Genomic DNA, 24,175 nt, shown 5'->3' on the forward strand with positions numbered 1-24,175 from the left:
GATCTACTTTAATTATTTGGAACAATATGTTCCATTTTATTTAAATTTATTGACGATGATAAATGGTGAGATTATGGTCTAAATGTCCATAAACGAGACATTTTATTCCGAAAAATAAAAAGAGAGAGGTCGTAGGATGAGCGAGCGAGAGAAACGAGAGGTAGTTTCTGGTAATGCCAAGATGACGCCATCAGAGGCATTTGTTGAAACCATGGTTGCCAATGATGTGACTGATATGTTCGGCATCATGGGCTCGGCCTTTATGGATGCGATGGATATTTTTACGCCAGCAGGTATACGTCTAATTCCTGTTGTCCACGAGCAGGGTGCTGCTCATATGGCTGATGGTTATTCGCGAGTATCAGGGCGTCATGGTGTGGTTATTGGTCAGAATGGGCCAGGAATTAGTAATTGTGTCACTGCCATTGCTGCTGCTTATTGGGCACACAGTCCCGTTGTTATTGTAACGCCTGAAACGGGCACCAAAACCATGGGTTTAGGTGGGTTTCAGGAGTGTAATCAGTTGCCTATGTTCCAAGAGTTCACTAAATATCAAGGGCACGTTACTCATCCAGCTCGGATGGCTGAATTTACAGGGCGTTGTTTTGATCGAGCAATGAGTGAAATGGGCCCGACTCAACTCAATATACCGCGCGACTATTTTTATGGTGAAATTGAAACTGAAATTCCACAACCCTCTCGTCTAGACAGAGGGCCTGGGGGAGAAAAATCTCTTGAACAAGCCATTGAACTGATTGCTGAGGCACAATTTCCGGTGATTATTTCTGGCGGTGGTGTGGTGATGGCAGATGCTGTAGATGAATGCGTTTTGCTCGCTGAGCGACTGGGTGCACCTGTCGTTAATAGTTATCTTCATAATGACTCTTTCCCTGCAAGTCACCCCTTATGGTGTGGTCCTCTTGGCTATCAAGGCTCTAAAGCAGCAATGAAGTTGATTGCCCAGGCTGATGTTGTGATTGCCTTGGGTACTAGACTAGGGCCTTTCGGTACCCTTCCCCAGCATGGTATGGATTATTGGCCTAAAAATGCCAAGATAATTCAGATTGATGCAGACAATAAAATGCTTGGTTTGGTGAAGAAAATTTCCGTTGGTATCTGTGGTGATGCGAAAGCTTCGGCGATTGCATTGGTTGACCGCTTAGCCAGTCTATCTCTCAGTTGTGATGGTAACAAGCCAGCCCGTTTGGATAAAGTTGCCACCGAGAAAGCACTCTGGGAGAAGGAATTGGACGAGTGGACACACGAAACGGACACTTTTAGCCTAGATATGATTGATGAGAACAGTAAGGAAACGCCTTTTTCTGGGGGAGAGTACTTGCACCCTAGAATGGTATTGCGTGAGCTAGAAAAAGCCATGCCAGCAGATGTCATGGTCTCAACCGATATCGGTAACATAAACTCTGTTGCAAACAGTTACTTACGTTTTGAAAAGCCGCGTAGTTTTTTCGCAGCGATGAGTTTTGGTAATTGTGGCTATGCTTTCCCAACCATTATCGGCGCGAAAGCCGCAGCACCTCATCGCCCAGCAGTTTCTTACGCAGGTGATGGCGCTTGGGGGATGAGCTTGATGGAAACCATGACTTGTGTGCGTCACGATATTCCGGTGACGGCAGTGGTATTTCATAATCGCCAATGGGGGGCAGAAAAGAAAAACCAAGTCGATTTTTATAATCGCCGCTTTGTTGCAGGAGAATTAGACAATCAGAGCTTTGCTGAGATAGCGCGAGCTATGGGCGCTGAGGGGATAACCGTTGATAGGCTTGAAGACGTAGGCCCTGCATTGAAAAAAGCGATTGATATGCAGATGAATGAAAGAAAAACGACCATCATCGAAATAATGTGTACGCAAGAACTTGGCGACCCATTTCGACGAGATGCATTATCTAAACCTGTTCGTTATTTGGACAAATATAAAGACTACGTCTGAATTTAATATTTAAAGGTGTGCATCATCACACCTTATTAGATTTTTCTTATTAAATAGAATCAATATAAAAGAAAATTTTAGAAATAATTAGTAAGAAATAAAATAACATTAGATTGTTTTTTTTCTTAGATATTTATTATTTGATATTTATTCTTTATTTAAGATTAATAATTGAAATTCTAAATTATTATATTGTTAACTTTGATATTGGATCTTTTTTATATTTGTGGGTAGTAATAAACGTAATCGTCACTGTATAGCTGTTAATTATTTAAAGGTTATTAATCTAATGAAAGTAAGTGATAACGATGTGAAAGGTTATTCAATATCCAAAGAAAACAAAGCACCTAAGTTATTGGGAGAAATAAGTCCTGATCCCAATGAAATAGAGCAGGATGATAAGGGTGAAATAATATTAGAGCAATATGGAAGACGGTATCATCCAGATTTTGACTTTGATTAGTTTTAAGTTTTTATAATTCGAGGTAATTATGTGTACAAAAGAACTTTCTTTATTAAAAGACTATGAAAATACAGTTAGCGTAGGTTTTTTACAATCATTTAGTGATGCTTGGAATAGCCATGATATCGATAGGTTAATGAGTTTCATGTCCGAAGATTGTGTATTTCATACAGTAGCTGGAGAGGGGGTGTTAGGAAATTCAATTGAGGGTTATGAAGCAGTGCGTGAAAGCTTTGCCGCCGTATTTGAACGTTTCCCTGATGCAACGTGGAGCGATCCAATTCATTTTGTGTGCGGTGATAGAGCAATAACAGAGTCAACCTATTCAGCAACCAACCCAGATGGCAGCGTAACTTGTGCACGTATGGTCGATGTTTTTACGCTCAAAGATGGCAAGATTCAGGTTAAAAATGCGTTTCGCAAGAGTCGTCCTTTGCAGTCAGCTTGACGGATTATTTGCCAGGGACATATCGATTGAGAATGCAACGACTAGGAGAGTCGAACGATGAGTTTAGTAATCGAACGCTCTAGTGTAGAGACTAAATCTGTTGAACAGAGCACAACTCAAGCTAGAGATATTTATGATCCTCAATATGATCCATTGAAGGATTCATCCCCAGGTCACGGTCGAGAATATGCACCGACCTATTGGATTGATACTGCAGGTACTATCCCCAAAGATGATGGGCCAATACTAGCGGACATTAGTACAGACGTTGTGATCATTGGTTCTGGGCTAACAGGGTTAAGTACGGCTATCCATCTTGCACAAACGTATGGGGTCAAAGCCACCGTTTTAGAGGCTAATAGGGTGAGTTGGGGATGCAGCACTCGAAATGGTGGTCAGGCGCAATGTGCGTCTGGTCGTTTAAAACGTTCTCAATGGATTAAACGTTGGGGCTTGCCTACAGCACTTAAAATGCATCAAGAGTGTGTCGATGGGATGGAAACGTTTAAAGCGCTCATTGCCGATATTGACTGTGAGCCTCAACACGGTGGGCATCTTTATATTGCTCACCGAGACAAGGTTATGCCGGAGCTGGAAAAAGAGGCTGACTTACTGCGTAAAACTTTTAATTATGATGCTGAAGTGCTAGATGCTGATACGGTTAAACGTCACTATGTGAATGATCAAGAAGCTGCCGGAGCAATGCATGAACCTGAAGGGATTGGTATACATGCTGGCAAGCTAGCGTTTGGCTATTTAAAAAAAGCTCGAGAACTTGGGGTGCGAATCCACCCTGCTAGCCCCGTACTTGGATGGAAAACGCATAAAGGTATTCATTATCTCCAAACACCGGGGGGCGTGGTTAAAGCGCATTCTGTTGGTGTTTGTACGGGAGGTTACACAAGCCAAGGGCTTCACTCGGAATTAAAAAACCGCTTAATGCCAGTGTTATCAAATTCTATGGTCACTCGACCATTAACCGACAATGAGGTCAAAGCGTGCAATTTCAAAACCCATCAAGTAATCACTGATACGCGAGTACTTCGTCACTACTACCGACTGCTTCCTGATAATCGAATTCAAATTGGGACTCGCAGTGCTATCTCTGGCCGACAGGCACCAAAACAAAAATATGAGGATATGTTGAAGCAAGACTTATCACGTAAGTTCCCCGCTTTATCCAACATTGATATTGATTACTCTTGGTGGGGCTGGGTGGATGTAAGTCACGATATGATGCCGAGAATTTGTCAGCCTGATCAAAGTAAATCGATATTTTATGCACTGGGTTATGGTGGTAACGGCGTCATGTATTCAGCACAGGCGGGTAAACGCCTTGCCCAGTGGATTGCTGGCGAAGGAGCTTTGCTAGATTTACCCATTTGTACCACTCCATTACCGTTTCCGAATGTTGCAGAAGTTGTTGAATCACAGACATTCGCCCCTTTCAGACGCCTCGGCCAAAGTTTTCTTTACCAGTGGTACCAGCTTAAAGACGAAGTATTGTAATACCAATAAACACAGCCTACTTGTGAGGAGAGGCTGACGAATGGACAAGATGTCTAGAGTAAAAATAAAGGCGAATAATATGAGAAATATAAGGAAGATTTGTCATTTTTGTATAGTGGTATTTTGGGCGTTGATTGGCACTCAGATTGCAGTGGCTAAAACGTTTAAAATGGCCATTGGCGATGCGGCAGGTGGGACGCAGTGGGAATTGGGGACAAAGTTTCGTGATCTCATGACAGAAAGCAGCCAAGGTAAAGTGAACATAGAGTTATTCCCCAATGGTCAACTCGGTAATGAACAGGATACCGTCAATAATGCGGCAATTGGTTTATTGGACTTTTCGATTTTGGCTATCAACAACGTGACGCCGTTTTCTCCTACGGTCGGCTTACTGACCATGCCTTATTTAATCCAAAGTACTGAAGAGGCGGTTGAGCTTACTCAAGGTAAGACAGGCCAAGAGCTGACAGAAAACACTATAAGAGATGCTGGAGTACGAATTATTGGATGGGCGTATTCAGGTTTTCGAGTCTTAACTAACTCTAAAAAGCCAGTACGTTCTCCTGAAGACCTTAAAGGTCTAGTGATCCGAGTGCCTCGAAATGAAATTATGATTGCTTCTTATCAAGCATGGGGTGTAAATCCTACTCCAATGGCTTGGTCTGAGACATTTACTGGCCTTCAGCAAGGCGTGGTCGATGGTCAAGATAATCCCTATATCACGGTTCATGCGATGCAATTTAATGAAGTACAAAAATACGTGACTAACCTGCGTTATATCTTCTCTCTTGAACCTCTGGTGATCAGTGAGAGCATCTTTCAGCAGCAGCCTCAAGAGCTGAAAAACATGATAGTTGATGCGGGAAAGAAAGCATCTGAGCACAGTGTGATGTTTTTATTGGAAAAAGAACATCAGATCCGGCGAGCTTTAGAGCAAAAAGGGATGGTTTTTTACGAGCCAGCCGATGGCGAGCGAATCTGGAAAGAGCAAGTGGTGAAATCGGTTTGGCCTAAATTTTACTCCAGTATTGGTGGGCGTGAGCAGGTTGATAAAGCGCTTCACGTATTGGGTCGCTGATGGTTGTCACGTTGTGGAAAAAAGTGGGCATAACTTGGAGATGCCCATTGGTGTCATTAAGGGAGTCGTGAGATGTTTCTAATAAAAAAGCATTTAAATAATATTGAAGAATACATGTGCGCCATATTATTGTCTGGGTTTGTTATTTTGATGTTTGCTCAAATTGTTTCTCGGCAAATATTGTCTTACTCCATTGCCTGGGGGGATGAGGTGGCAACCTACATGTTCGTCTGGTTTGCTTATTTGGGGGCGGTTGTGGCAACAAAATATGGTTCACACAATCGGGTAACTTTTCATTTTAAGTTTTTTCCCAACTGGGTGAGGCTGGTCAGTGAAACCATCGCTGATATGATCTGGTTGCTGTTCAACGGATATTTTGTCTTTCTGAGCTATGACTTTGTCTTTAATAAAATGAATGTGTTTTGGAAGTCTCAGACCACAGGCATTGCAATGAAGTACATCTATCTTATTCTTCCCGTTGCGTTTGCACTCATGATGATAAGAATTGTATGGAATATGGTTCAACGTTTTAGCAACGGCACTGAGGAGAAAAATACCGCCAACACAGTCCACATGGCTCAGTCGTTGAAATCTCGGTAGGGAGTGGTGCAATGCAAGAATATTTAACGATTATCTTATTTGGCGGTTTTTTACTACTTTTGTTCATCGGCGCGCCCATCACAGTCTCTCTAGCTGGGGCTTCGATGTTTGCTTATCTGGTGTTGGATAAAAATCCCATCGCCTTAGTTCAAATAGCCTTTACTTCAGTGGGTAATTTTCCTTTGATGGCCCTACCGGCGTTTATTCTCGCTGGAGCTTTGATGGAAGCGGCTGGTATCTCTAAACGTTTGGTTGATATTGCCGAGACTTTAGCTGGGCCAGTTACTGGCGGTTTAGGGGCTGCGACCGTTATGGCATGTCTGTTTTTTGGTGCCATTTCAGGTTCGGGGCCGGCCACGACGGCAGCCGTTGGTATGCTAATGGTACCAGCCATGGTTAAGCGTGATTATGATAAGAGCTACGCTTCTGCGGTAACCGCGGCATCTGGAGGTTTGGGGATCATCATTCCACCATCGATTCCGCTAGTTATCTTTGGTATCGCTGCGCTTGGACTCTCTGCGCCACCGGAAGCTGTGGCTAAATATGGCAATTTTGATACGTTATCGATCACCAAACTATTCGTTGCTGGCGTTATCCCAGGTTTTATTATGGCTTCGACCTTAGTTTTGACCAATTACATCATCTCGAAACGTAAAGGCTACCGCGGCTTGTCTAACCAATGGGCTCTATCATCTGTTGGCTATGCATTTCGCCGTGGCTTCTGGTCGATACTCGCTCCATTTTTGATTTTGGGTGGTATTTACAGCGGTGTTTTCACTCCAACGGAGTCGGCTGTTGTTGCGATATTTTATTCACTTGCTGTTGGTTTTTTTATTCATAGACAGTTGTCAATGAATCGAGTACTTGATTCTCTATTAACCACAACTCGCATCTCTGGGCGGGTTTTGTTGATTCTATTTGCCGCGAGTGTGTTTGGTCGTTTGCTGATAGAACAGAGAATACCTGTGGCTGTTGCCGACTCATTATTGGGGTTAACGGATAATATGTATTTGGTTTGGTCTATGATGATTATGCTTTTGTTATTCGTCGGTATGTTTATGGAAACGCTAGCAGCAATAATGATCATAGTTCCCGTTTTGTTACCCATAATGTACATGCTTGGTGCAGATCCAACCCATGTTGGTATTGTCGTGGTATGTGCTTTGTCTATCGGTTTTGCCACCCCACCTTTGGGAGAAAATATTTTTGTTGCCTCAGGAGTTGGTGGAGCGACGGTCGAACAGATAACGGCGAAAATACATCCATTTGTTATTACTTCAGTGTTTGGCGTATTTTTAATTGCCTTTTTCCCTGCTCTCAGTCTCTGGCTACCACGCTTGGTTGGGTTTTGACAGTTTGTTGCTGATTCATAAGCAAGCAGAGTCATCTTTTTACAGTGTTAGTGAGATAGCTATACCCAAGAAAAACGCTTGGGTATAACGTCGCTGCGTAATGATTTAAATTTGCACTTATCTTTATTAATGTAATGAAAAATTATTGTTTCTATTCGTAATTTTGATACACCCCCCGGTGCTAACATATCCAAAATGTTGAAAGTTTATACACAAATAATATCGAACTTTCCTTCAGTAAATAATGGAGTTTTTGGTGAAAATAGCGATTGTTGGTACGGGATATGTAGGATTGTCGAATGCGATGTTGTTGGCTCAAAACCATCAAGTCGTTGCATTAGATATTGTTCAGGCAAAGGTAGATCTTTTGAATGACAAAATATCGCCTATTTCGGACGGGGATATAGAAGAATTCTTAGCAAATAGAGACCTATCTTTTCAGGCCACAACTAATAAAGAAGAGGCCTATATAGGGGCGGAGTATATTGTGATTGCAACGCCAACAGATTATGACCCTGAAACAAACTATTTCGATACTTCCTCGATTGAATCCGTTGTGCATGATGTTGTGAAACTGAATCCAGAGGCGACAGTTGTGATTAAATCAACCGTTCCTGTAGGTTATACCGAACATCTCAAGACAGCACTTCATTATGAGAACTTGCTTTTTTCTCCGGAGTTTTTGCGCGAGGGAAAAGCGCTGCATGACAACCTGTATCCATCACGGATTATCGTTGGGGAACAAAGTGAACGTGCCCAAGCTTTTGCTAATTTACTTGTCGAGGGGGCAATAAAACAAGATGTTGAGGTGTTACTGACCCATTCAACGGAAGCTGAAGCTGTAAAGCTCTTTTCGAATACGTATCTTGCTATGAGGGTGGCCTACTTTAATGAGCTTGATTCGTATGCAGAGTTGCGAGGCTTAGATACAAAACAAATAATTCAAGGTGTTGGATTAGACCCCCGTATCGGTAGCCATTACAATAATCCTTCTTTTGGCTATGGCGGTTATTGTTTGCCGAAAGATACCAAGCAATTGTTAGCTAATTACCAAGATGTTCCCAATAACATTATCAGTGCAATTGTTGATGCCAACCGTACTCGAAAAGATTTTATTGCCGACTCTATTCTAAAGCGGACTCCTAGCGTGGTTGGTATCTATCGCTTAATTATGAAGTCAGGTTCGGATAATTTTCGGGCCTCTTCGATACAGGGAATTATGAAACGTCTCAAAGCAAAGGGAGTTACTGTGATAGTGTATGAGCCTGTGTTGGAGGATGATGAGTTTTTCCACTCAAAGGTTGTGCGCGATATTGAAGAGTTTAAGCAGCAATCGGATGTCATTGTCTCCAATCGCATGGTGGCAGAACTTTCTGGTGTTACTGAGAAGGTATACACTCGAGACCTATTTGGTTCTGATTGATTGCCACTCAATGCGTACAAATAAGTATTAAAAATCGTAACCACCTTGTGAACAGCAAGGTGGTTTCGCTTTGATTAAAGCGCCTCAGTCAGTAGATACTGCTCATCACTAGAAACAAGAACACCATGTTTTAAAAAGTTTCTCCCCAGTATCATGCTGTATTTAAAGCGTCGCCTGTCTTGCAGATTGACTTGTACTTTTTTTTCTAAGGCACCCACTTTAATGGTCATCTCGATAATCGGGCGTACAGTGGCATCTTGACGATTTTTTTCAGTAATCTTGATCGTATCAACCACTTTCGCTGTGATTCTTTCTTTTACTCCAAGATCGTTGCTGTAAGTAAAACTAACCATAGAACGGCCATCTTTTTCGAATGGCTTGATGTCATATGCACTAATAGAACTTACATCGGCGCCAGTATCTAACTTGGCAGGAAAAGACCTACCCAGAGCTTGAACAACTTCTACGTTACCAGCTTTTATTATCGGGTATGGATTAAGTAAGTGTTCACCACGATTGTTGATAAGCACATGATCATATAGCTTTGAACCAATAATAATGTGATCATCACTTGGTTTTTCGCTTCGTTTGAGTGCATAAGCTTGCTCTTTCTCTTGTCCATGGATGGCGAAGTTTCCAAGGACAACAGGGCGGATTTCACTGCCCACCACAAGCTTTTTAACAATAGGTTTAAAAAACTCCTGCTTCTGACCCTCTGAATTTTTTAATGTGTAACGGACCCAATCTTTATCATTCTTTTTGGTGATTTTATAATCTGAGACAACCAGTACTGATGTTTGCACTGTGAGTGAAGGCGATGCGGGGATGAGGATATTATCGAGTTTGAGTAACTCGTTGCTTGACACTTGTATGGCGTTGGGAAAGTTTTCGGCCGTTTTTATTCCTTTTTTCAATAAATTGCGAGTGCCAAGGTCAATCATAAAATGACGATTGAGGGTATTTTTGCCTAAGCGAATTTGGCTATTCAATTCACTACGATCCGTTAAATAGACCAGCCAATGTTGAGTTCTATTGTGGCCAAGTGAGACGGGAACATAGACCAGCGGGCGAGGCTTACCACCGACATTGAGCATTCGAATCAAGGGAAGCGTTAATTGCCTCGTGTTCTTTTTACTGTCATTGATAGTGAAAGAAACTCGTTGTGAACTGGCATCAATATCAATATTCCTTGCATTGAGGGCGCTGTAGCGGTGTTGTATCGAATAGCTCACTTTTTGTGACAGCCCTTCAATTTGGACCTGTTCTTTTTTGCCGAGAACAATAGCGCTCGATTCTGTTTGAAGGTAATCATATCCGGCGAGAACCCAAGCATTGTGTTTAAGGAAAGTTTTACCTATTAAGATGGGTGTTGAGAAGTGTGCACGGTCAGTCAGATTGACCTCTGTGGTCACGGTCTTATCAGCGATGGAGAGAGGTAGAGTGATGGTTGGGCGCAGTATCGGCTTAGTGTCGGTGCGATTCCGAATAACACTAACACGCTCAAGAGGGCGTGTTATTTGAATTTTTTCACCATTGTAAGGATGTGTAATGACGAAGTTGACACTCACTTGGTATGGCTTAAAAAGGTCACCAGTCCAGTTGCTTCTTGAAACTCGATCAATGGTATCGACCTTGATTAGCTTCTCTAGCAGGGCTTGATCGGTAAGCTGACGGAGTTTTGGGTGAGTACTTGTAATATGGATATTGGTTGCGTGAATTGATGTTGTATCAGCACCAGTATCAATTTTCCCTGCAAAAGGAACATGCTCAAGTTGTTTAATATCATCGAAGTAGACTTGCTCTGTTCTGCCCAAGATAATTTTATCACTGAGTGCATTGATTGCGCTGTTGTGCATCATATTGGTAAGAGTTTGACTGTAGTGCTCTTGTGCATGAAGGATAAAAGATACCAATGGCATTACCGATACAAAGAAAATTCCAACAAATTTTTTCATGCTTCCTCATTACGTTTATCGTCATTAACCGCTCTGTTTGTTTAGTGTACTCATACCGATTTTAGTTCTAAATGGGTACTCCCTCTGACATAAGATTCACACCCCCGACAAATCTTGACCTGAGGTTTGCGATTGAGTGATTTTCTATCGAACAAGGATTGGTTTTTGGCAGGAGACCCCAATATATTGGTGAGGTGAAAATAATGAGAGAGTTAGCGTATGAGTCAAGCTATCTGTAATTTAATTGCTCAAGAGTTAAGTGTAAGGCCCGAGCAAGTTTCTGCGGCGGTAAACCTGATTGATGACGGTAATACCGTCCCCTTTATTGCAAGGTACCGTAAAGAAGTAACGGGGGGCCTGGATGACACTCAATTACGCAATTTGGATAGTCGTTTGGCTTATCTACGTGAGCTTGATGATCGTCGTCAAGCTATTTTAAAGTCGATCCATGATCAGGGAAAAATGACCGCTGAACTTGAAGTTCAAATTCATCAAGCAGAGAGCAAAACTCGCTTGGAGGATCTGTATTTGCCGTTCAAACCGAAACGTCGCACTAAAGGACAAATTGCGATTGAAGCAGGTCTTGAGCCTCTCGCTGATCGACTATGGAATGATGAACACGTTGAACCGGAATCAGAGGCTGCTGAGTTTATCAATCAAGGTGTCGCTGATACTAAAGCGGCATTGGATGGTGCGCGAGCCATCGTGATGGAGCGTATTGCGGAAGATGCGGATCTGTTAGAAAAGGTACGTGTTTACTTAAGTAAAACCGCACAGTTGAGCTCAAGAGTGGTTGAAGGTAAACAAACGGAAGGTGAAAAATACAAAGATTACTTTGAGCATGATGAATTGATGGGAAAAGTACCCTCGCACCGAGCACTCGCGATGTTGCGTGGTCGAAATGAGGGCTTTTTGACTCTGGCTATGAGGGCAGATCCAGATCAAGAGGAAGGTGTTCGCCAGTCTTATTGTGAGACCATCATCAGCGACCATTATGGACTTTCATTCACTGATCGCCCGTCAGATGCATGGCGCAAACAAGTGATCAGTTGGGCCTGGCGAATAAAAATTTCCATGCATATGGAAACAGAATTGATGGCAATCATGCGAGAGCGCGCTGAAATTGATGCTATCGATGTTTTTGCCACTAACCTAAAAGATCTATTGATGGCAGCGCCAGCAGGTCCTAGAGCGACACTCGGATTAGACCCGGGCTTACGAACTGGCTGTAAAGTGGCGGTGGTTGACGGAACAGGTAAAGTGCTTGCGACTGAAACGATTTATCCACATCCCCCACAAAAGCAGTATGAAAAGTCGTTACAGATCATTGATGCACTTGTGCGTGAGTTTCAGGTTGATTTAATCGCTATTGGTAACGGCACTGCTTCACGTGAAACAGACAGCTTTGCTTCTGAGTTAATCTCGCGCGGTAAGCTGGCTGTACAAAAAATCATGGTCAGTGAAGCCGGAGCGTCTGTCTATTCGGCTTCTGAACTTGCAGCGAAAGAGTTTCCAAATCTCGACGTGTCTTTGCGCGGAGCCGTTTCTATTGCTCGACGCTTGCAAGATCCACTCGCAGAGTTGGTAAAAATTGACCCTAAATCTATCGGTGTGGGTCAATATCAGCATGATGTCGGTCAATCAATGTTGGCAAAGCGTCTTGATGCTGTTGTGGAGGATTGTGTGAATGCGGTCGGTGTCGATGTTAATACGGCCTCTTCAGCACTACTGACTAGGGTTGCAGGGCTATCTAATACACTGGCACAAAATATCGTTGATTACCGCGATGAAAATGGTCGATTTGAGTCGCGCTCAGTGCTAAAAAAAGTCGCTCGTTTGGGGCCTAAAGCCTTCGAACAATGTGCTGGGTTTCTTCGCATTATGAATGGAAAGAACCCACTTGATGCATCTTCTGTGCACCCGGAAGCCTATCCAGTGGTTAAGTCGATTGCAGAAAAGAACCAACGTGACGTTAAAGGATTAATTGGTGATAGTCAGTTTTTGCATCAGCTTCATGCTGCCGACTACGTGAGTGACAGTTTCGGCATTCCTACGGTTAGTGACATCATTAAAGAATTGGATAAACCTGGTCGAGATCCGCGCCCTGAATTTAAAACGGCGGTCTTTGCTGAAGGGGTAAATAAGGTGTCCGATCTTGAGCCCGGAATGGTATTAGAGGGCGTGGTGTCTAATGTAGCGAACTTCGGCGCTTTTGTTGATATCGGGGTACATCAGGATGGCTTGGTTCATATATCCGCGTTGACCGATAAGTTTGTCTCTGACCCTCGTGAGGTTGTTAAAGCAGGCGACATTGTCAAGGTAAAAGTCATGGAAGTTGATGTAAAAAGAAAACGTATTGGTTTGTCCATGCGATTGAATGACGAGCCCGGTCAAACGAATCGGACCTCTCGAAGCGGTGGTCAACAAACTCACCAACGTTCATCTCAAAAAAATACCCAGCAGGCTCAATCGAGTGCAATGGGCGGTGCTTTTGCTCAAGCATTTGCTAAAGCTAAGCGCTAGATGAGAGAAAAATCCCCACAACAGACGTGAGTTTGGTGGGGATTATCCCTACATATCATATCAGTGATTATAAGATTGCAATGACATCGGATGGCGTGTTTGGTGCGATAGAATGGCCATAATGAAATTGTATGACGGTTCTTCGCTTTGCCATGGTTCCTTCGGTAATGGCCGCATCAATGATTCGCTTTGGTAAGCGAAAACGCATAGCGTAGCCTTTTCCCTGATGTTCACTGTAACTCTCTAGAGACAGAAGGCGAAAAAGCTTAGTAAGCAAATCTTGAGGCGCTTCGTTTGAGGCGCTTTCCTCCGCACTGTTTTCATCCTGATCATAACTCGGATGTTCAGCAGGATCCCAAGAAGATTGTTTACGACGCTTGTCGTCTGCTGTCACTTTCCGCTCTTGATTGCTTTTTGTTAATGCAATCGTCGGCGTGACAGGCTCTCTTGCCTTATTGTCACGCGCGGCTTGCTCTGTTTGTATATTGACAGACGGGGCAATGAGCGGAACACTGACATTCGTGGGTGAAACGAGCATAGTGTTCATCTCCATTCATCCGCGACCGCAAAGAAACCGTTCTCTGCAGCTTGTTTATTTATCGACAGACCTACTTAAATGTTTAGCACCGTTTTTATTTTTTGCACATTGTTCATTTAAGGCTTTGGTTAGCGAATTCGATTATTTTCTGTGAAAAAAGGTCGGCTTCTGTAATAAAAGGAGCATGGGAAGAGGCTTGAAAAATAAGGCTGGTGCTCTCTGTCGTAAGTATATCAACATCTGGAGCCACTTTACGTGGAACAAGTCCATCCAAACGGCCATATAGACGCAGCATGGGTATAGTTAATTGCTTTAAATCTTGACGATAATCGACAGTCGCTAAAATATCTAATCCAGACATTAAAGCCTCTGGATTTGGTGTAGGGCGAGACAAAACAGCCTGTTTGAGCGTTTTGATGTCTGATTTTGCTGATGGGCTGCCCATGGCTTGTAGTGCCATGAAGCGTTCAATAGTGAGCGTAAAATCACCAAGTAATTGTTGTTTGAAAGTATCTAATACAGCAGGCTGGATACCGCGCCATTTACCTTCTGCTGCAAATTTGGGTGAACTTGCCACAGTGATGAGCGCATCAACCCTTTGTGGCGCTTTTAAAGCGATATGGGTAGCAATGAGCCCTCCGAGCGACCAACCAAGCCAGATGGCCTGACGAGGGGCATGTTCTAGAACTTGGTTGGCTAAGTCTTCAATCGAAGAAAATGACGTCATATTGCTGTGACCAAAACCGGGAAGGTCAACAACGTGCACACAAAAATATTCACTGAGCTGTGCGACGGTCTGTTGCCAAACCGCTCCATTCATTCCCCAGCCATGCAGCAGGACTAATGCTTGGCCCTTTCCTGAGGATTGCCAATACAGGGAATGCTTTTTGATCTCATTAGACAACACTTTTTTCATCCTTTTTGTTTCGAGGTTTTCTGCACAATGACCTTTTGGGACGTTTGGGCGTACTCATGGTAACGCAGCGACTAAGAAAATACATTGTTCCTATATTACCTCTCCAGTGCGAGATTTGTCATTTGAACTCAAAGTTTGATCACTTACAGGTTGGTATATGCTGTCATTGTCGAGAGTACTTTTTACCAAAAACTCGATGTCAGTGCTGCGGTCTAGTGATGAGCTGTGACGCTGAACAATGCGGACATTGCCTAAACTCTCCCCCAAGTTGGCAACGTCTTTACTGTGTTGGTGATTATCATCGTCCAATTTCTACATTTATCCATCGCCTCAAATTCCATGGTGAGTTTTGGCAGGCCAAAAAGCTCGCACACATGTTGGCACCTCTTATCGAAAGCCCGGCTCGGCAGTTGACTTATGTGCCTCTTCACTGGCAGCGCTACATGACTCGTGGTTACAACCAAAGTGAGCTGTTAGCCAAATCTTTGGGACAAATACTTGATATTCCATGTTTTCCTTTTTTTAGGCGTGTACGAAAGACCCTGCCACAGCTTGGTCTGAACTCAAACCAGCGTAAGGCCAATTTAAATCAAGCATTTATTCTCAGGCAAGCGCGGTTATCCAATCATGTTGCCATCGTCGATGATGTTCTGACAACAGGAAGTACCGTCGATGGTCTTTGTTCTTTGTTACGTAATGCCGGAGTGGAAAAAGTGGATATTTATTGTATCTGCCGTACTGCCAATGTTGGTTGAAGAGTCGACAGAATCAAGTAATGCAGAGTGACCGTTTTTGTTTAGGTAGACGAGGCTGAGAAAGAAATTGTGTAAAAGGCTAGATATCTTCGTTATCAAGAGTAAAATGTCTAACAAGTAGCCTATTAAATTACTCAGGTATCCGTCGTGTCAAATACAATTATTATTACTGAAACTGCCCAAAAACATTTTGCAAACTTACTCAGTCAGCAATCCGAAGGCACACATATTCGTGTTTTTGTTGTTAACCCAGGTACTCAAAATGCTGAGTGTGGCGTCTCTTATTGTCCCCCTGAGGCTGTAGAGTCAACGGATACTGAGCTTAAATTTGCTGACTTTTCTGCATTTATCGATGAACTCAGCCTACCATTTTTAGAGGATGCTGAGATCGATTTTGTGACGGATAAGATGGGCTCTCAGCTGACTTTGAAAGCACCTAATGCCAAAATGCGTAAAGTAAACGATGACGCGCCTTTGATAGAACGTGTGGAATATGCGATCCAAACTCAAGTTAATCCTCAACTTGCGAGTCATGGGGGTAACGTTAATCTTATTGAGATCACTGAAGAGGGCGTCGCGATTGTCGCATTCGGTGGTGGATGTAACGGTTGTTCTATGGTTGATGTCACATTGAAAGAGGGCATTGAAAAAGAGTTGTTGCAGCAGTTTGAAGGTGAGTTAACGGCGGTTCGCGATGCCACTGAGCATGATCGTGGCGACCATTCATATTATTGATGGTCAGCAGACTATGGCAGACATAAAAAAGGGTTGGCGATAAAGCTGACCCTTTTTTTATTTTAATAGTGATAATTTTCTCATATATTAACAGTTCCCCTTTGTCGAAAGGAGTATGCGAGTGGTCAAAAGGACATTACCCGAAATTCTACAGAAACAAACGGTGGCAAAATCTCGCTTATTTGCCATAGAGTCGCTTGATTTGCGTTTTAGTAATGGTGTTGAACGTACGTATGAGCGAATGAAACCTAGTGGTCGCAATGCTGTCATGATGGTGCCTATTACAGAAAATCGTGAATTATTGTTGGTGCGCGAGTATGCAGCGGGCACCGAACGTTATGAGCTTGGATTTCCCAAGGGTCTGATTGATAAGGGAGAAACTCCCGAGCAAGCGGCGGTTCGTGAATTGAAAGAAGAAATTGGCTTTGGAGCAAATAAACTAACGCCTATGAAAGAAGTGGTGCTAGCACCTTCCCACTTTTCCAGCAAAATGACCTTATTTATTGCAGAAGAACTATACTCAGAACAATTAGAAGGTGATGAGCCTGAACCGTTAGATATTGTTCGCTGGCCATTAGAACAGGCCGAAGAACTGCTGACACATTTGGATTTTAGTGAAGCACGCAGTTGTACTGCGTTGTTACTCACTTTGCGCGCCCTAAAATCATAATTAATACATTGCTCAATTTGGTCGCAATGGAATAAAGGGTCATTAGAGCGCTAAGGATTGTTTATACTGATGACAGAAAAGATCGCCCAACATTTATCTGCAATACTTGATATTGCTCGCTCTGCTGGTCAACTTATCGTTGATATCTACAACAGCCAGGATTACAAAGCGTATACCAAGAGTGATGATACTCCCGTGACCAGCGCTGATATCGCAGCGCACAAACTGATATGCCAGCGACTTGCTGAGCTAACCCCTAACATTCCTATATTATCTGAAGAGGACGCCGACATTGATTTAGCTCAGCGTTCAAACTGGGAGCGCTACTGGCTCGTTGACCCACTTGACGGTACTCAAGAGTTTATTGCTCGTAGTGGTGACTTTGCGACCATTATTGCACTTATCGAAGACAATAAACCTGTATTGGGCGTTGTCTATGCGCCTGTCTCTGGTGTGACTTATTACGCGTGCCACGATCTTGGGGCTTGGAAGATTATGCCTTCGAATGAAAAAGTTCGCATCAATATCCATCAGCACAGTGGCCCAAAGCATCCCATCGCAATGGCGGTAAGTCGCAGGCAAGATGTTGCGAGTATTATGGGGCGTATGAATGGTGAATGGAGTTACGACCTCGTACCACTGGGTAGTGCTGCACTAAAGGCTTGTTTGGTTGCTGAAGGTGCCGTTGATTGCTATCTACGTGTCGGACCTACTGGTGAATGGGATACGGCTGCGACTCAATGCATCGTCGAAGAAGCAGGCGGAAAAATCCTTAGTACCGCATTACAGCCTCTTTCTTACAACGAACGGGATACTCTCGAAAATCCAAACTTTATCGTTGTAGGTGACAAAACACTGCCCTGGGATGAAATTGTTGTCAATAAGACTTGAGCATCAGGTTAGGCTTTAGAGTAGATATCTCGCTCACCCAGCCAGCGCTCAATGATGCTTTTTGCATTATCTGGGTAGTTCTCATGTATGTGGCGCGCGATTTTTTGCACTTCGGGGATAAGCCCTTGGTCACGCACCAGGTCGGCAATTTTAAAGTCAGCCAGCCCAGTTTGTTTGGTGCCCAGTAGCTCACCTGGGCCTCGTATTTCCAAATCACGTTGAGCTATCACGAATCCATCATTACTGTCACGTAAGACCGCCAGACGCTTCTGTGCGGTTTTGGATAATGGAGAATGATAAAGCAGTACACAATGACTAGCCACCTTGCCACGCCCAACGCGTCCTCGCAGTTGGTGCAGTTGGGCAAGCCCCAAGCGCTCAGGGTTTTCGATAATCATCAGGCTGGCGTTAGGCACATCAACACCGACTTCTATGACAGTTGTTGCAACCAACAAATGGAGCTTATTGTCTTTGAAGTCTTGCATCACCGCCTGTTTTTCTGCGGGTTTCATACGCCCATGCACCAGCCCTATCTTTAGCTCTGGCAGCTTACGCTGCAGATCTTCAGATGTGTCAGCGGCGGCTTGTGCTTCCAACACTTCTGACTCATCGATTAACGTACATACCCAATAGGCTTGTTTCCCCTCGTGCATACAAGCATTCTGTACACGCGCGATAATGTCATCACGCTTGGTATCAGGAATAGCGACGGTCTGAATGGGTGTTCTACCCGGAGGTAGCTCATCAATAATGGAGGTTTCTAAGTCAGCGTAAGCGGTCATGGCAAGCGTACGTGGGATAGGAGTAGCCGTCATGATCAATTGATGAGGGTAAAGGTTATCGTGTTGACCTTTTTCCCTTAATTCAAGGCGTTGATGGACGCCAAAGCGATGCTGTTCATCGATAATAACCAGAGCCAGATGCGAAAAATGAACTTGGTCTTGAAATAATGCATGGGTACCAACGACCATCTGCATTTCACCGTTTGCTATCTTCTCAAGTGCGGTCTGTTTGGCTTTCCCCTTTAATTTGCCTGCCAACCAGCCCACTTGAATACCGAGTGGCTCAAGCCACTGAGTGAAATTGAGAGCATGCTGCTCTGCAAGTAGCTCCGTCGGTGCCATTAAGGCGACTTGATGACCTTTTTCAAGCGCGCCTAATCCTGCCAGTGCCGCCACTAATGTTTTGCCAGAACCAACATCGCCTTGGACTAAGCGCATCATAGGATGGTTTTTTTGTAGGTCTTGTTCTACCTCTCGCACCACACGATCTTGTGCTTTGGTCGGTGAAAATGGCAGTTGAGCGAGTAATTTTGGCTTGAGGTTCTGACTGACTGGCAAAGCTTGCGCGAGATCCTGTTGGCCTTGGCTTCTCACCGCGAGCATGGATAGGTTTTGTGCAAGGAGTTCCTCTATGATCAGCCTCAATTGGGCAGGGTGTTGGCCCTGGTCAAACTGTTCTAAGTCGATACTTGGTGGAGGTCTATGGATAGTATGTAATGCTTCCCCAAGGGTAGTTTGATAGTCGTAGAGACCTGCTGGTAGCAGCTCTTTAACTGCAGATTTGGCTAAAAGTTCTAATGCTTGCTCGGTGAGATTTCTCAGTGTAATTTGTCGCAGCCCCTCGGTGGTTGGGTAAACTGGGGTCAATGTTGCTTCGGCTGCAGGTTTGTTTTCAGAAACATGAAACTTGTAATCAGGGTGAACAATCTCAAGCCCGTAGTTGCCTCGCTTGATTTCTCCGTAGGCATGAACCGTTTTTCCAGCAGTAAAGTTATTTTTCATGGCTGCGGTAAAGTTAAAAAACCTTAGCGTCAATGTCCCATTACCATCGCTCACTTTTACCGTGAGCATTTTTCTGCGACCGAATGAGACATCGGTTGCCATTACTTGACCCTGTATCGCAGCCCAGAGTCCTGTATGCAGTTGAGCAATAGGATAAACGCGAGTTCTATCTTCGTATCGAGAGGGCAAATGGAACAGCAAGTCTTGAACCGAGTTGAGTCCAATTTTTGTCAGCTTTTCTGCAACCTTAGCACCAACGCCTGTCAGTGAACTTAAAGGGATCGTAGAGAGTAGTTGAGACATATCAGAACTCGGTAAATGACTTTGGTCTTTTGACCTTATGCGATTAGATATTGTTCGAAAAAAAGTATTTCAAGTGCAGCGCAGGGTTTTCAGCGTGGCTGTTTTGCGCACATTTCTTTTGATTAAGAATAAAGTACTTTTTATCGAACCCTTAAAGCAACGTTTGTGGTGCTTTTTTGCTGTTCTCGGTCATGGGTATCCTAAAGCCCTTATCAAGAGACAGAAACAGAAAGTTGCTTGAAAAAGCCAGTGACTCAAAATGACGAGTAAAAGACTCTCATAGTTAAACACCGAGCTGTATTTTTGTACAGGATATTTTATTACACTCGTTATTTCTGTTGCATTTCACGCCACCAGGTATCGTCGGCGATAATTTGCCCCGAATCATCGAGTGGTGGATAAGCAAGTCCTTTGCGTTTGGCGACTTTAGCTAGCACAGGATGGCCGCGCTCAAATAATAGTCGATGAATTATCTCTTGTGGTACTTGGCTCACCTCGTTGTCATACATGCCAGCAGCTTGGCGTTGCCTTTGTGCTTCATAGAGCACAACAGCACTAGCAACTGAAACATTGAGAGATTGCACCATTCCAACCATAGGAACGATGATGTCTTGGTCGGAGAGTTGTTTTGCTCGCTCTGAAGCCCCGGTCTTTTCACTACCTAAAATGATGGCGGTTGGCTTAGTATAATCAATGTCACGAAAATCAACGGCGGTGGGTGATAGGTTCGTGACGAGTACTTGCATATCTTGCTCTTTCAACTGGCAAACCGCCTCATCAATAGAGTCATGGGTCTCAACATCGACCCAGTTTCTAGCACCGGCAGACGTGTGACTTAACGTTCTCATTTCATTAGGCCAAACCGCATGAATTTTATGCAGGCCAGTTGCATCCGCGGTGCGGATGACGGCAGAGACGTTGTTCGGCTTATGGACTTCTTCAAGGCATAGGGTCAGATCAGCTTGACGTGCTTTGAGGACTTGTTGGATGCGATGGTATCGTTCTATGTTCATGAAAGGCATTCCACTCGCTCCACGAGGTGCGGAGCGACAGTATTGATCGGAGTGTGATTAATTTTTACGGCGACGCACTCTTAGGGTTTGTGGCATGGCTTTAATTCTGCGCATAATACCCGCAAGGTGAACGCGGTCTTTGGTCGTTAACAGTACCGTGACTGTATAGAGACGGCCGTCTCTTTCTTCAGTGGAGAGTCCGTGAATGTTCGACCCAGTTTTGGAAATCACGTTGGTAAGCTCAGCAAGGGCACCTTGGCGATTTTGCACATCTACAGTCAATTCGGTGATGAACTCTTTGTCGTAGTCATCTGACCATTCTACCGCCATGTATTTGTCGAGCTCTTTCTGATAACCACGAACATTTGGACAGGTCTCGCGGTGGACGACTAAGCCTCTTCCAGGAGATACGTGAGCAATGATGTGATCATCAGGGATAGGATGACAGCAATTGGCAAATGTCAGTAGGATTCCTTCAGCGCCACGAATAGGTAGTTTTTTATTGGTTTGGCTATCTACCTCGGCGAGTTCTTCTGCATCACCCAGTAGTCGGCGAGCAATGACGATACTCATCAATTCACCCAAACCGATGTCAGCCAATAAATCATCCAAAGTGTCTACTTTGAGGTCGGCCAACACATGGGTGAGATTTTCTTCATTCACATCGGATAGCGACAACTCACCCAGAGCATGATTGAGTAGTCTGCGGCCCAGCGTAATGGATTCCTCTCTACGCATGGTTTTGAGTACTTGTCGAATTTTTGTTCGAGCTCGTGATGTGACGACATAGTTCAGCCAAGCGGCGTTAGGTCGAGCACCTGGGGCACTGATGATTTCGATCGTTTGGCCATTTTTGAGGGATTTACTCAAAGGGTAAGGGTTACGATCAACACGTGCGCCTACACAGGTATTACCTACGTCAGTATGAACGGCATAAGCAAAGTCTACCGCTGTAGCGCCTACAGGCAGTTCAACGATACGTCCTTTCGGTGTAAAAACGTAGATTTCATCTGGGAATAAATCGGATTTAACGTTTTCAATAAACTCGAATGAGTTACCCGCACTTTGTTGTAGCTCGAGCAAACTCTGCATCCAACGTTGTGCTTTGACCTGAGCAGTTGTACCAGTGCGCTCGCTATTGCCTTTATAGGACCAATGTGCCGCAACCCCTTTATCCGCCATTTGGTCCATATCCTCAGTGCGAATTTGCACTTCAACAGGAACACCGTGTGGCCCGACCATGGAAGTATGAATAGACTGGTAACCGTTGGCTTTAGGAACCGCGATATAGTCTTTCATTCGTCCTGGGCGTGGTTTAAACAAACTGTGTACTTGACCAAGTACTCGGTAGCAAGTATCGGGGTCTTCAACGACGACACGGAAGGCATAAATATCCATAATGGTATGAAAACGCTGCTCTTTGGTTTTCATTTTGTTATAGATAGAGAAAAGGTTTTTCTCGCGGCCAAACACTCGTGCTTTTAGACCAACCTCTTCGAGGCGACCTTCAATCTCAGAGTGGATTCTTTGAATCATCTCTTTGCGATTGCCACGTGCGGCTTTGACCACCTCTTTTAGCACTCGATAGCGATTTGGGTACAAAGCCTCAAAACCGAGTTCTTCGAGCTCAGTTTTGATGTTGTGGATACCCAAGCGATGAGCGAGTGGTGAATAGATTTCAAGTGTTTCGCGTGCAATACGACGCTTTTTATCGGCGCGCAGAGCGCCTAAAGTGCGCATATTGTGTGTGCGGTCGGCAAGTTTTATCAAGATGACTCGAATATCTTGCACCATGGCAAGAACCATTTTGCGAAAGTTTTCCGCTTGAGCCTCTTTACGGTCGCGAAATTTTAGCTTGTCTAATTTAGAGACCCCGTCAACGACTTCCGCCACTGTGGTGCCGAACTGATGAGCAAGGTCTTCTTTGGTTGCTTCAGTATCCTCAATAACATCGTGCAATAGAGCCGCTTGTAACGTCTCAATATCGAGTCGCATTTCAGCCAAAATGCGCGCAACAGCCACTGGGTGAATAATGTAGGGTTCACCACTTGAGCGTGTTTGTCCCTCATGGGAATCTTTCGCCACAATATAAGCTTCGCGCAGCGCCTCAATTTGAGGCTCTGGTAAATACTCTTGTGCGACATCTTTGAGGCTATCGAATAGATACAAACTTACAACCTAGAAGAATAAACTATTAAAAAATCGATTAGCGACCGTGTGCAATACTACTTACGGCTGCTAGTTCTGCCGCTTCTTGCTCTTGCTGCTCTTGGCGCTCACGAGCATCAAGAATATCTTTAGTGATTAAGCCTTCTTCGATTTCACGCAGAGCGATAACCGTTTGCTTATCATTCTCTTCTGGCACCAGTGAATCTTTTCCACCTGTTTGCATTTGACGAGCGCGGCGTGCCGCAATGAGAACTAAGTCGAAACGGTTGCCAACTTTTTCAACGGCGTCTTGAACAGTTACGCGTGCCATGAGAACTCCAATTAGTTAAATTTTAAATGATTAGAAATTATACAGGGTGTCAGTTCCTAGTGTCTAGGACTTACTCTGCTAAAAGTGCACTTAACATGCTCTTATGTTTATCAGTTTGCTTATCTTGCTTCAACCTTTCTGCGCGCAGAATCGCTTTGAAGTCGATCAGAGCATTATCGAAGTCATCGTTAACGATGACATAGTCATACTCTGTATAATGCGAAATCTCGGACTTAGCTTCTGCCATGCGTTTTGCAATGACTTCTTCACTATCTTGCCCCCGAGCATTAAGACGTCTCTCTAATTCGTCCTTTGATGGCGGTAAGATAAAGACACTTTTCGCACTTGGCATAAGCTGCCTGATCTGACGACCACCTTGCCAATCAATATCAAGAAAGACATCAATACCTTTATTGAGGTTCTCTTCAATCCAAACCCGCGAGGTTCCGTAGTAGTTGCCAAATACTTCCGCGTATTCGAGAAACTCTCCACGGGCGATCAATGTTTCAAAGTGTTGTTTTTCAACAAAATGATAATGAACACCGTCTTGTTCTCCAGGGCGAATCGTGCGCGTTGTATGAGAGACAGAGACCTTCATCGCATAGGTTGGGCTTGTTTCAAGCATGGCAGATATCAAGCTTGATTTACCAGCACCGCTTGGTGCAGAAACGATGTATAAGGTGCCTTTACCCATAGGTCTGATTCCAAAGTTAGTATTGAACAAGATGAGCAAGTATTGACTTACTTTCTGTAAAGATAGCACTGACCGATAGCGGCCGCTTGAGTGGCACA

General features: G+C 44.1%; 21 protein-coding genes. 13 read left to right on the forward strand and 8 right to left on the reverse strand.

Annotation, left to right across the window (positions count from 1 at the left end):
- The first annotated feature begins 136 nt into the window (after nt 1-136).
- The 8 genes from xsc (at nt 137) to RH40_RS08300 (ending at nt 8,821) form a co-directional block, all read left to right on the forward strand.
- Complete coding sequence (gene xsc / locus RH40_RS08270) at nt 137-1,948, forward strand: sulfoacetaldehyde acetyltransferase (RefSeq protein WP_009600983.1); 1,812 nt, start codon at nt 137-139, stop codon at nt 1,946-1,948.
- Nucleotides 1,949-2,237: 289 nt separating this feature from the next.
- A complete protein-coding gene (locus RH40_RS20805; protein ID WP_009600984.1) occupies nt 2,238-2,411 on the forward strand; it encodes a hypothetical protein in 174 nt (57 codons plus the stop codon).
- A gap of 28 nt (nt 2,412-2,439) precedes the next feature.
- Nucleotides 2,440-2,859 (forward strand): nuclear transport factor 2 family protein, encoded by a 420-nt coding sequence (locus tag RH40_RS08275; protein ID WP_009600985.1) that lies wholly within the window; start codon nt 2,440-2,442, stop codon nt 2,857-2,859.
- A 57-nt stretch (nt 2,860-2,916) separates the two neighbouring features.
- Nucleotides 2,917-4,368, forward strand: a complete 1,452-nt coding sequence (locus RH40_RS08280; RefSeq protein WP_009600986.1) for an NAD(P)/FAD-dependent oxidoreductase — start codon at nt 2,917-2,919, stop codon at nt 4,366-4,368.
- A gap of 169 nt (nt 4,369-4,537) precedes the next feature.
- Complete coding sequence (locus RH40_RS08285; RefSeq protein ID WP_422636336.1) at nt 4,538-5,446, forward strand: TRAP transporter substrate-binding protein; 909 nt, start codon at nt 4,538-4,540, stop codon at nt 5,444-5,446.
- 72 nt (nt 5,447-5,518) lie between these two features.
- Nucleotides 5,519-6,046: a TRAP transporter small permease gene (locus tag RH40_RS08290; protein WP_009600988.1), complete on the forward strand. Its 528-nt coding sequence runs from the start codon at nt 5,519-5,521 to the stop codon at nt 6,044-6,046.
- An 11-nt stretch (nt 6,047-6,057) separates the two neighbouring features.
- Entirely contained in the window at nt 6,058-7,398 is a 1,341-nt protein-coding gene (locus RH40_RS08295) for a TRAP transporter large permease (RefSeq protein WP_009600989.1), read from the forward strand.
- Nucleotides 7,399-7,654: 256 nt separating this feature from the next.
- On the forward strand, nt 7,655-8,821 hold the full coding sequence (locus tag RH40_RS08300; protein ID WP_009600990.1) for a nucleotide sugar dehydrogenase: 1,167 nt from the start codon (nt 7,655-7,657) through the stop codon (nt 8,819-8,821).
- 74 nt (nt 8,822-8,895) lie between these two features.
- Here the strand turns inward: RH40_RS08300 and RH40_RS08305 are convergent, their stop codons facing one another.
- On the reverse strand, nt 8,896-10,776 hold the full coding sequence (locus tag RH40_RS08305) for a putative ATP-dependent zinc protease (protein WP_009600991.1): 1,881 nt from the start codon (nt 10,774-10,776) through the stop codon (nt 8,896-8,898).
- A 219-nt stretch (nt 10,777-10,995) separates the two neighbouring features.
- Between RH40_RS08305 and RH40_RS08310 the strand changes: the two genes are divergently transcribed.
- Nucleotides 10,996-13,299 carry a Tex family protein gene (locus RH40_RS08310; protein WP_009600992.1) on the forward strand — a complete coding sequence of 768 codons (2,304 nt, stop codon included), beginning with the start codon at nt 10,996-10,998 and terminating at the stop codon, nt 13,297-13,299.
- A 67-nt stretch (nt 13,300-13,366) separates the two neighbouring features.
- Here the strand turns inward: RH40_RS08310 and RH40_RS08315 are convergent, their stop codons facing one another.
- Complete coding sequence (locus tag RH40_RS08315; protein ID WP_009600993.1) at nt 13,367-13,837, reverse strand: hypothetical protein; 471 nt, start codon at nt 13,835-13,837, stop codon at nt 13,367-13,369.
- A gap of 112 nt (nt 13,838-13,949) precedes the next feature.
- On the reverse strand, nt 13,950-14,753 hold the full coding sequence (gene bioH, locus RH40_RS08320; RefSeq protein WP_039954448.1) for a pimeloyl-ACP methyl ester esterase BioH: 804 nt from the start codon (nt 14,751-14,753) through the stop codon (nt 13,950-13,952).
- Nucleotides 14,754-14,875: 122 nt separating this feature from the next.
- On the opposite strand from bioH, the gene RH40_RS20320 reads away from it, so the two are divergent.
- The 4 genes from RH40_RS20320 to cysQ all read left to right on the forward strand — a co-directional run bounded on the left by RH40_RS20320 (nt 14,876) and on the right by cysQ (nt 17,804).
- Entirely contained in the window at nt 14,876-15,508 is a 633-nt protein-coding gene (locus RH40_RS20320) for a ComF family protein (RefSeq protein ID WP_241209872.1), read from the forward strand.
- A gap of 147 nt (nt 15,509-15,655) precedes the next feature.
- Nucleotides 15,656-16,243 (forward strand): Fe-S biogenesis protein NfuA, encoded by a 588-nt coding sequence (gene nfuA / locus RH40_RS08330; protein WP_009600997.1) that lies wholly within the window; start codon nt 15,656-15,658, stop codon nt 16,241-16,243.
- Nucleotides 16,244-16,358: 115 nt separating this feature from the next.
- The gene (gene nudE / locus RH40_RS08335) at nt 16,359-16,913 is read left to right on the forward strand and encodes an ADP compounds hydrolase NudE (RefSeq protein ID WP_009600998.1); all 555 of its coding nucleotides are present in this window, start codon (nt 16,359-16,361) and stop codon (nt 16,911-16,913) included.
- A 63-nt stretch (nt 16,914-16,976) separates the two neighbouring features.
- Nucleotides 16,977-17,804: a 3'(2'),5'-bisphosphate nucleotidase CysQ gene (gene cysQ / locus RH40_RS08340; protein ID WP_039954467.1), complete on the forward strand. Its 828-nt coding sequence runs from the start codon at nt 16,977-16,979 to the stop codon at nt 17,802-17,804.
- Nucleotides 17,805-17,812: 8 nt separating this feature from the next.
- Here the strand turns inward: cysQ and recG are convergent, their stop codons facing one another.
- From recG to gmk, 5 genes are all read right to left on the reverse strand, one after another.
- Nucleotides 17,813-19,891: an ATP-dependent DNA helicase RecG gene (gene recG, locus RH40_RS08345; RefSeq protein WP_009601000.1), complete on the reverse strand. Its 2,079-nt coding sequence runs from the start codon at nt 19,889-19,891 to the stop codon at nt 17,813-17,815.
- 329 nt (nt 19,892-20,220) lie between these two features.
- Entirely contained in the window at nt 20,221-20,904 is a 684-nt protein-coding gene (gene trmH, locus RH40_RS08355; RefSeq protein ID WP_009601003.1) for a tRNA (guanosine(18)-2'-O)-methyltransferase TrmH, read from the reverse strand.
- Nucleotides 20,905-20,961: 57 nt separating this feature from the next.
- Entirely contained in the window at nt 20,962-23,073 is a 2,112-nt protein-coding gene (gene spoT / locus RH40_RS08360) for a bifunctional GTP diphosphokinase/guanosine-3',5'-bis pyrophosphate 3'-pyrophosphohydrolase (protein ID WP_009601005.1), read from the reverse strand.
- Between the two features lie 37 nt (nt 23,074-23,110).
- Nucleotides 23,111-23,383 (reverse strand): DNA-directed RNA polymerase subunit omega, encoded by a 273-nt coding sequence (rpoZ, locus tag RH40_RS08365; RefSeq protein WP_009601007.1) that lies wholly within the window; start codon nt 23,381-23,383, stop codon nt 23,111-23,113.
- 70 nt (nt 23,384-23,453) lie between these two features.
- Entirely contained in the window at nt 23,454-24,077 is a 624-nt protein-coding gene (gene gmk / locus RH40_RS08370) for a guanylate kinase (RefSeq protein WP_009601009.1), read from the reverse strand.
- Nucleotides 24,078-24,175 lie beyond the last annotated feature (98 nt).

This window comes from Vibrio caribbeanicus ATCC BAA-2122 (assembly GCF_000165125.1).
Lineage (GTDB): Bacteria > Pseudomonadota > Gammaproteobacteria > Enterobacterales > Vibrionaceae > Vibrio > Vibrio caribbeanicus.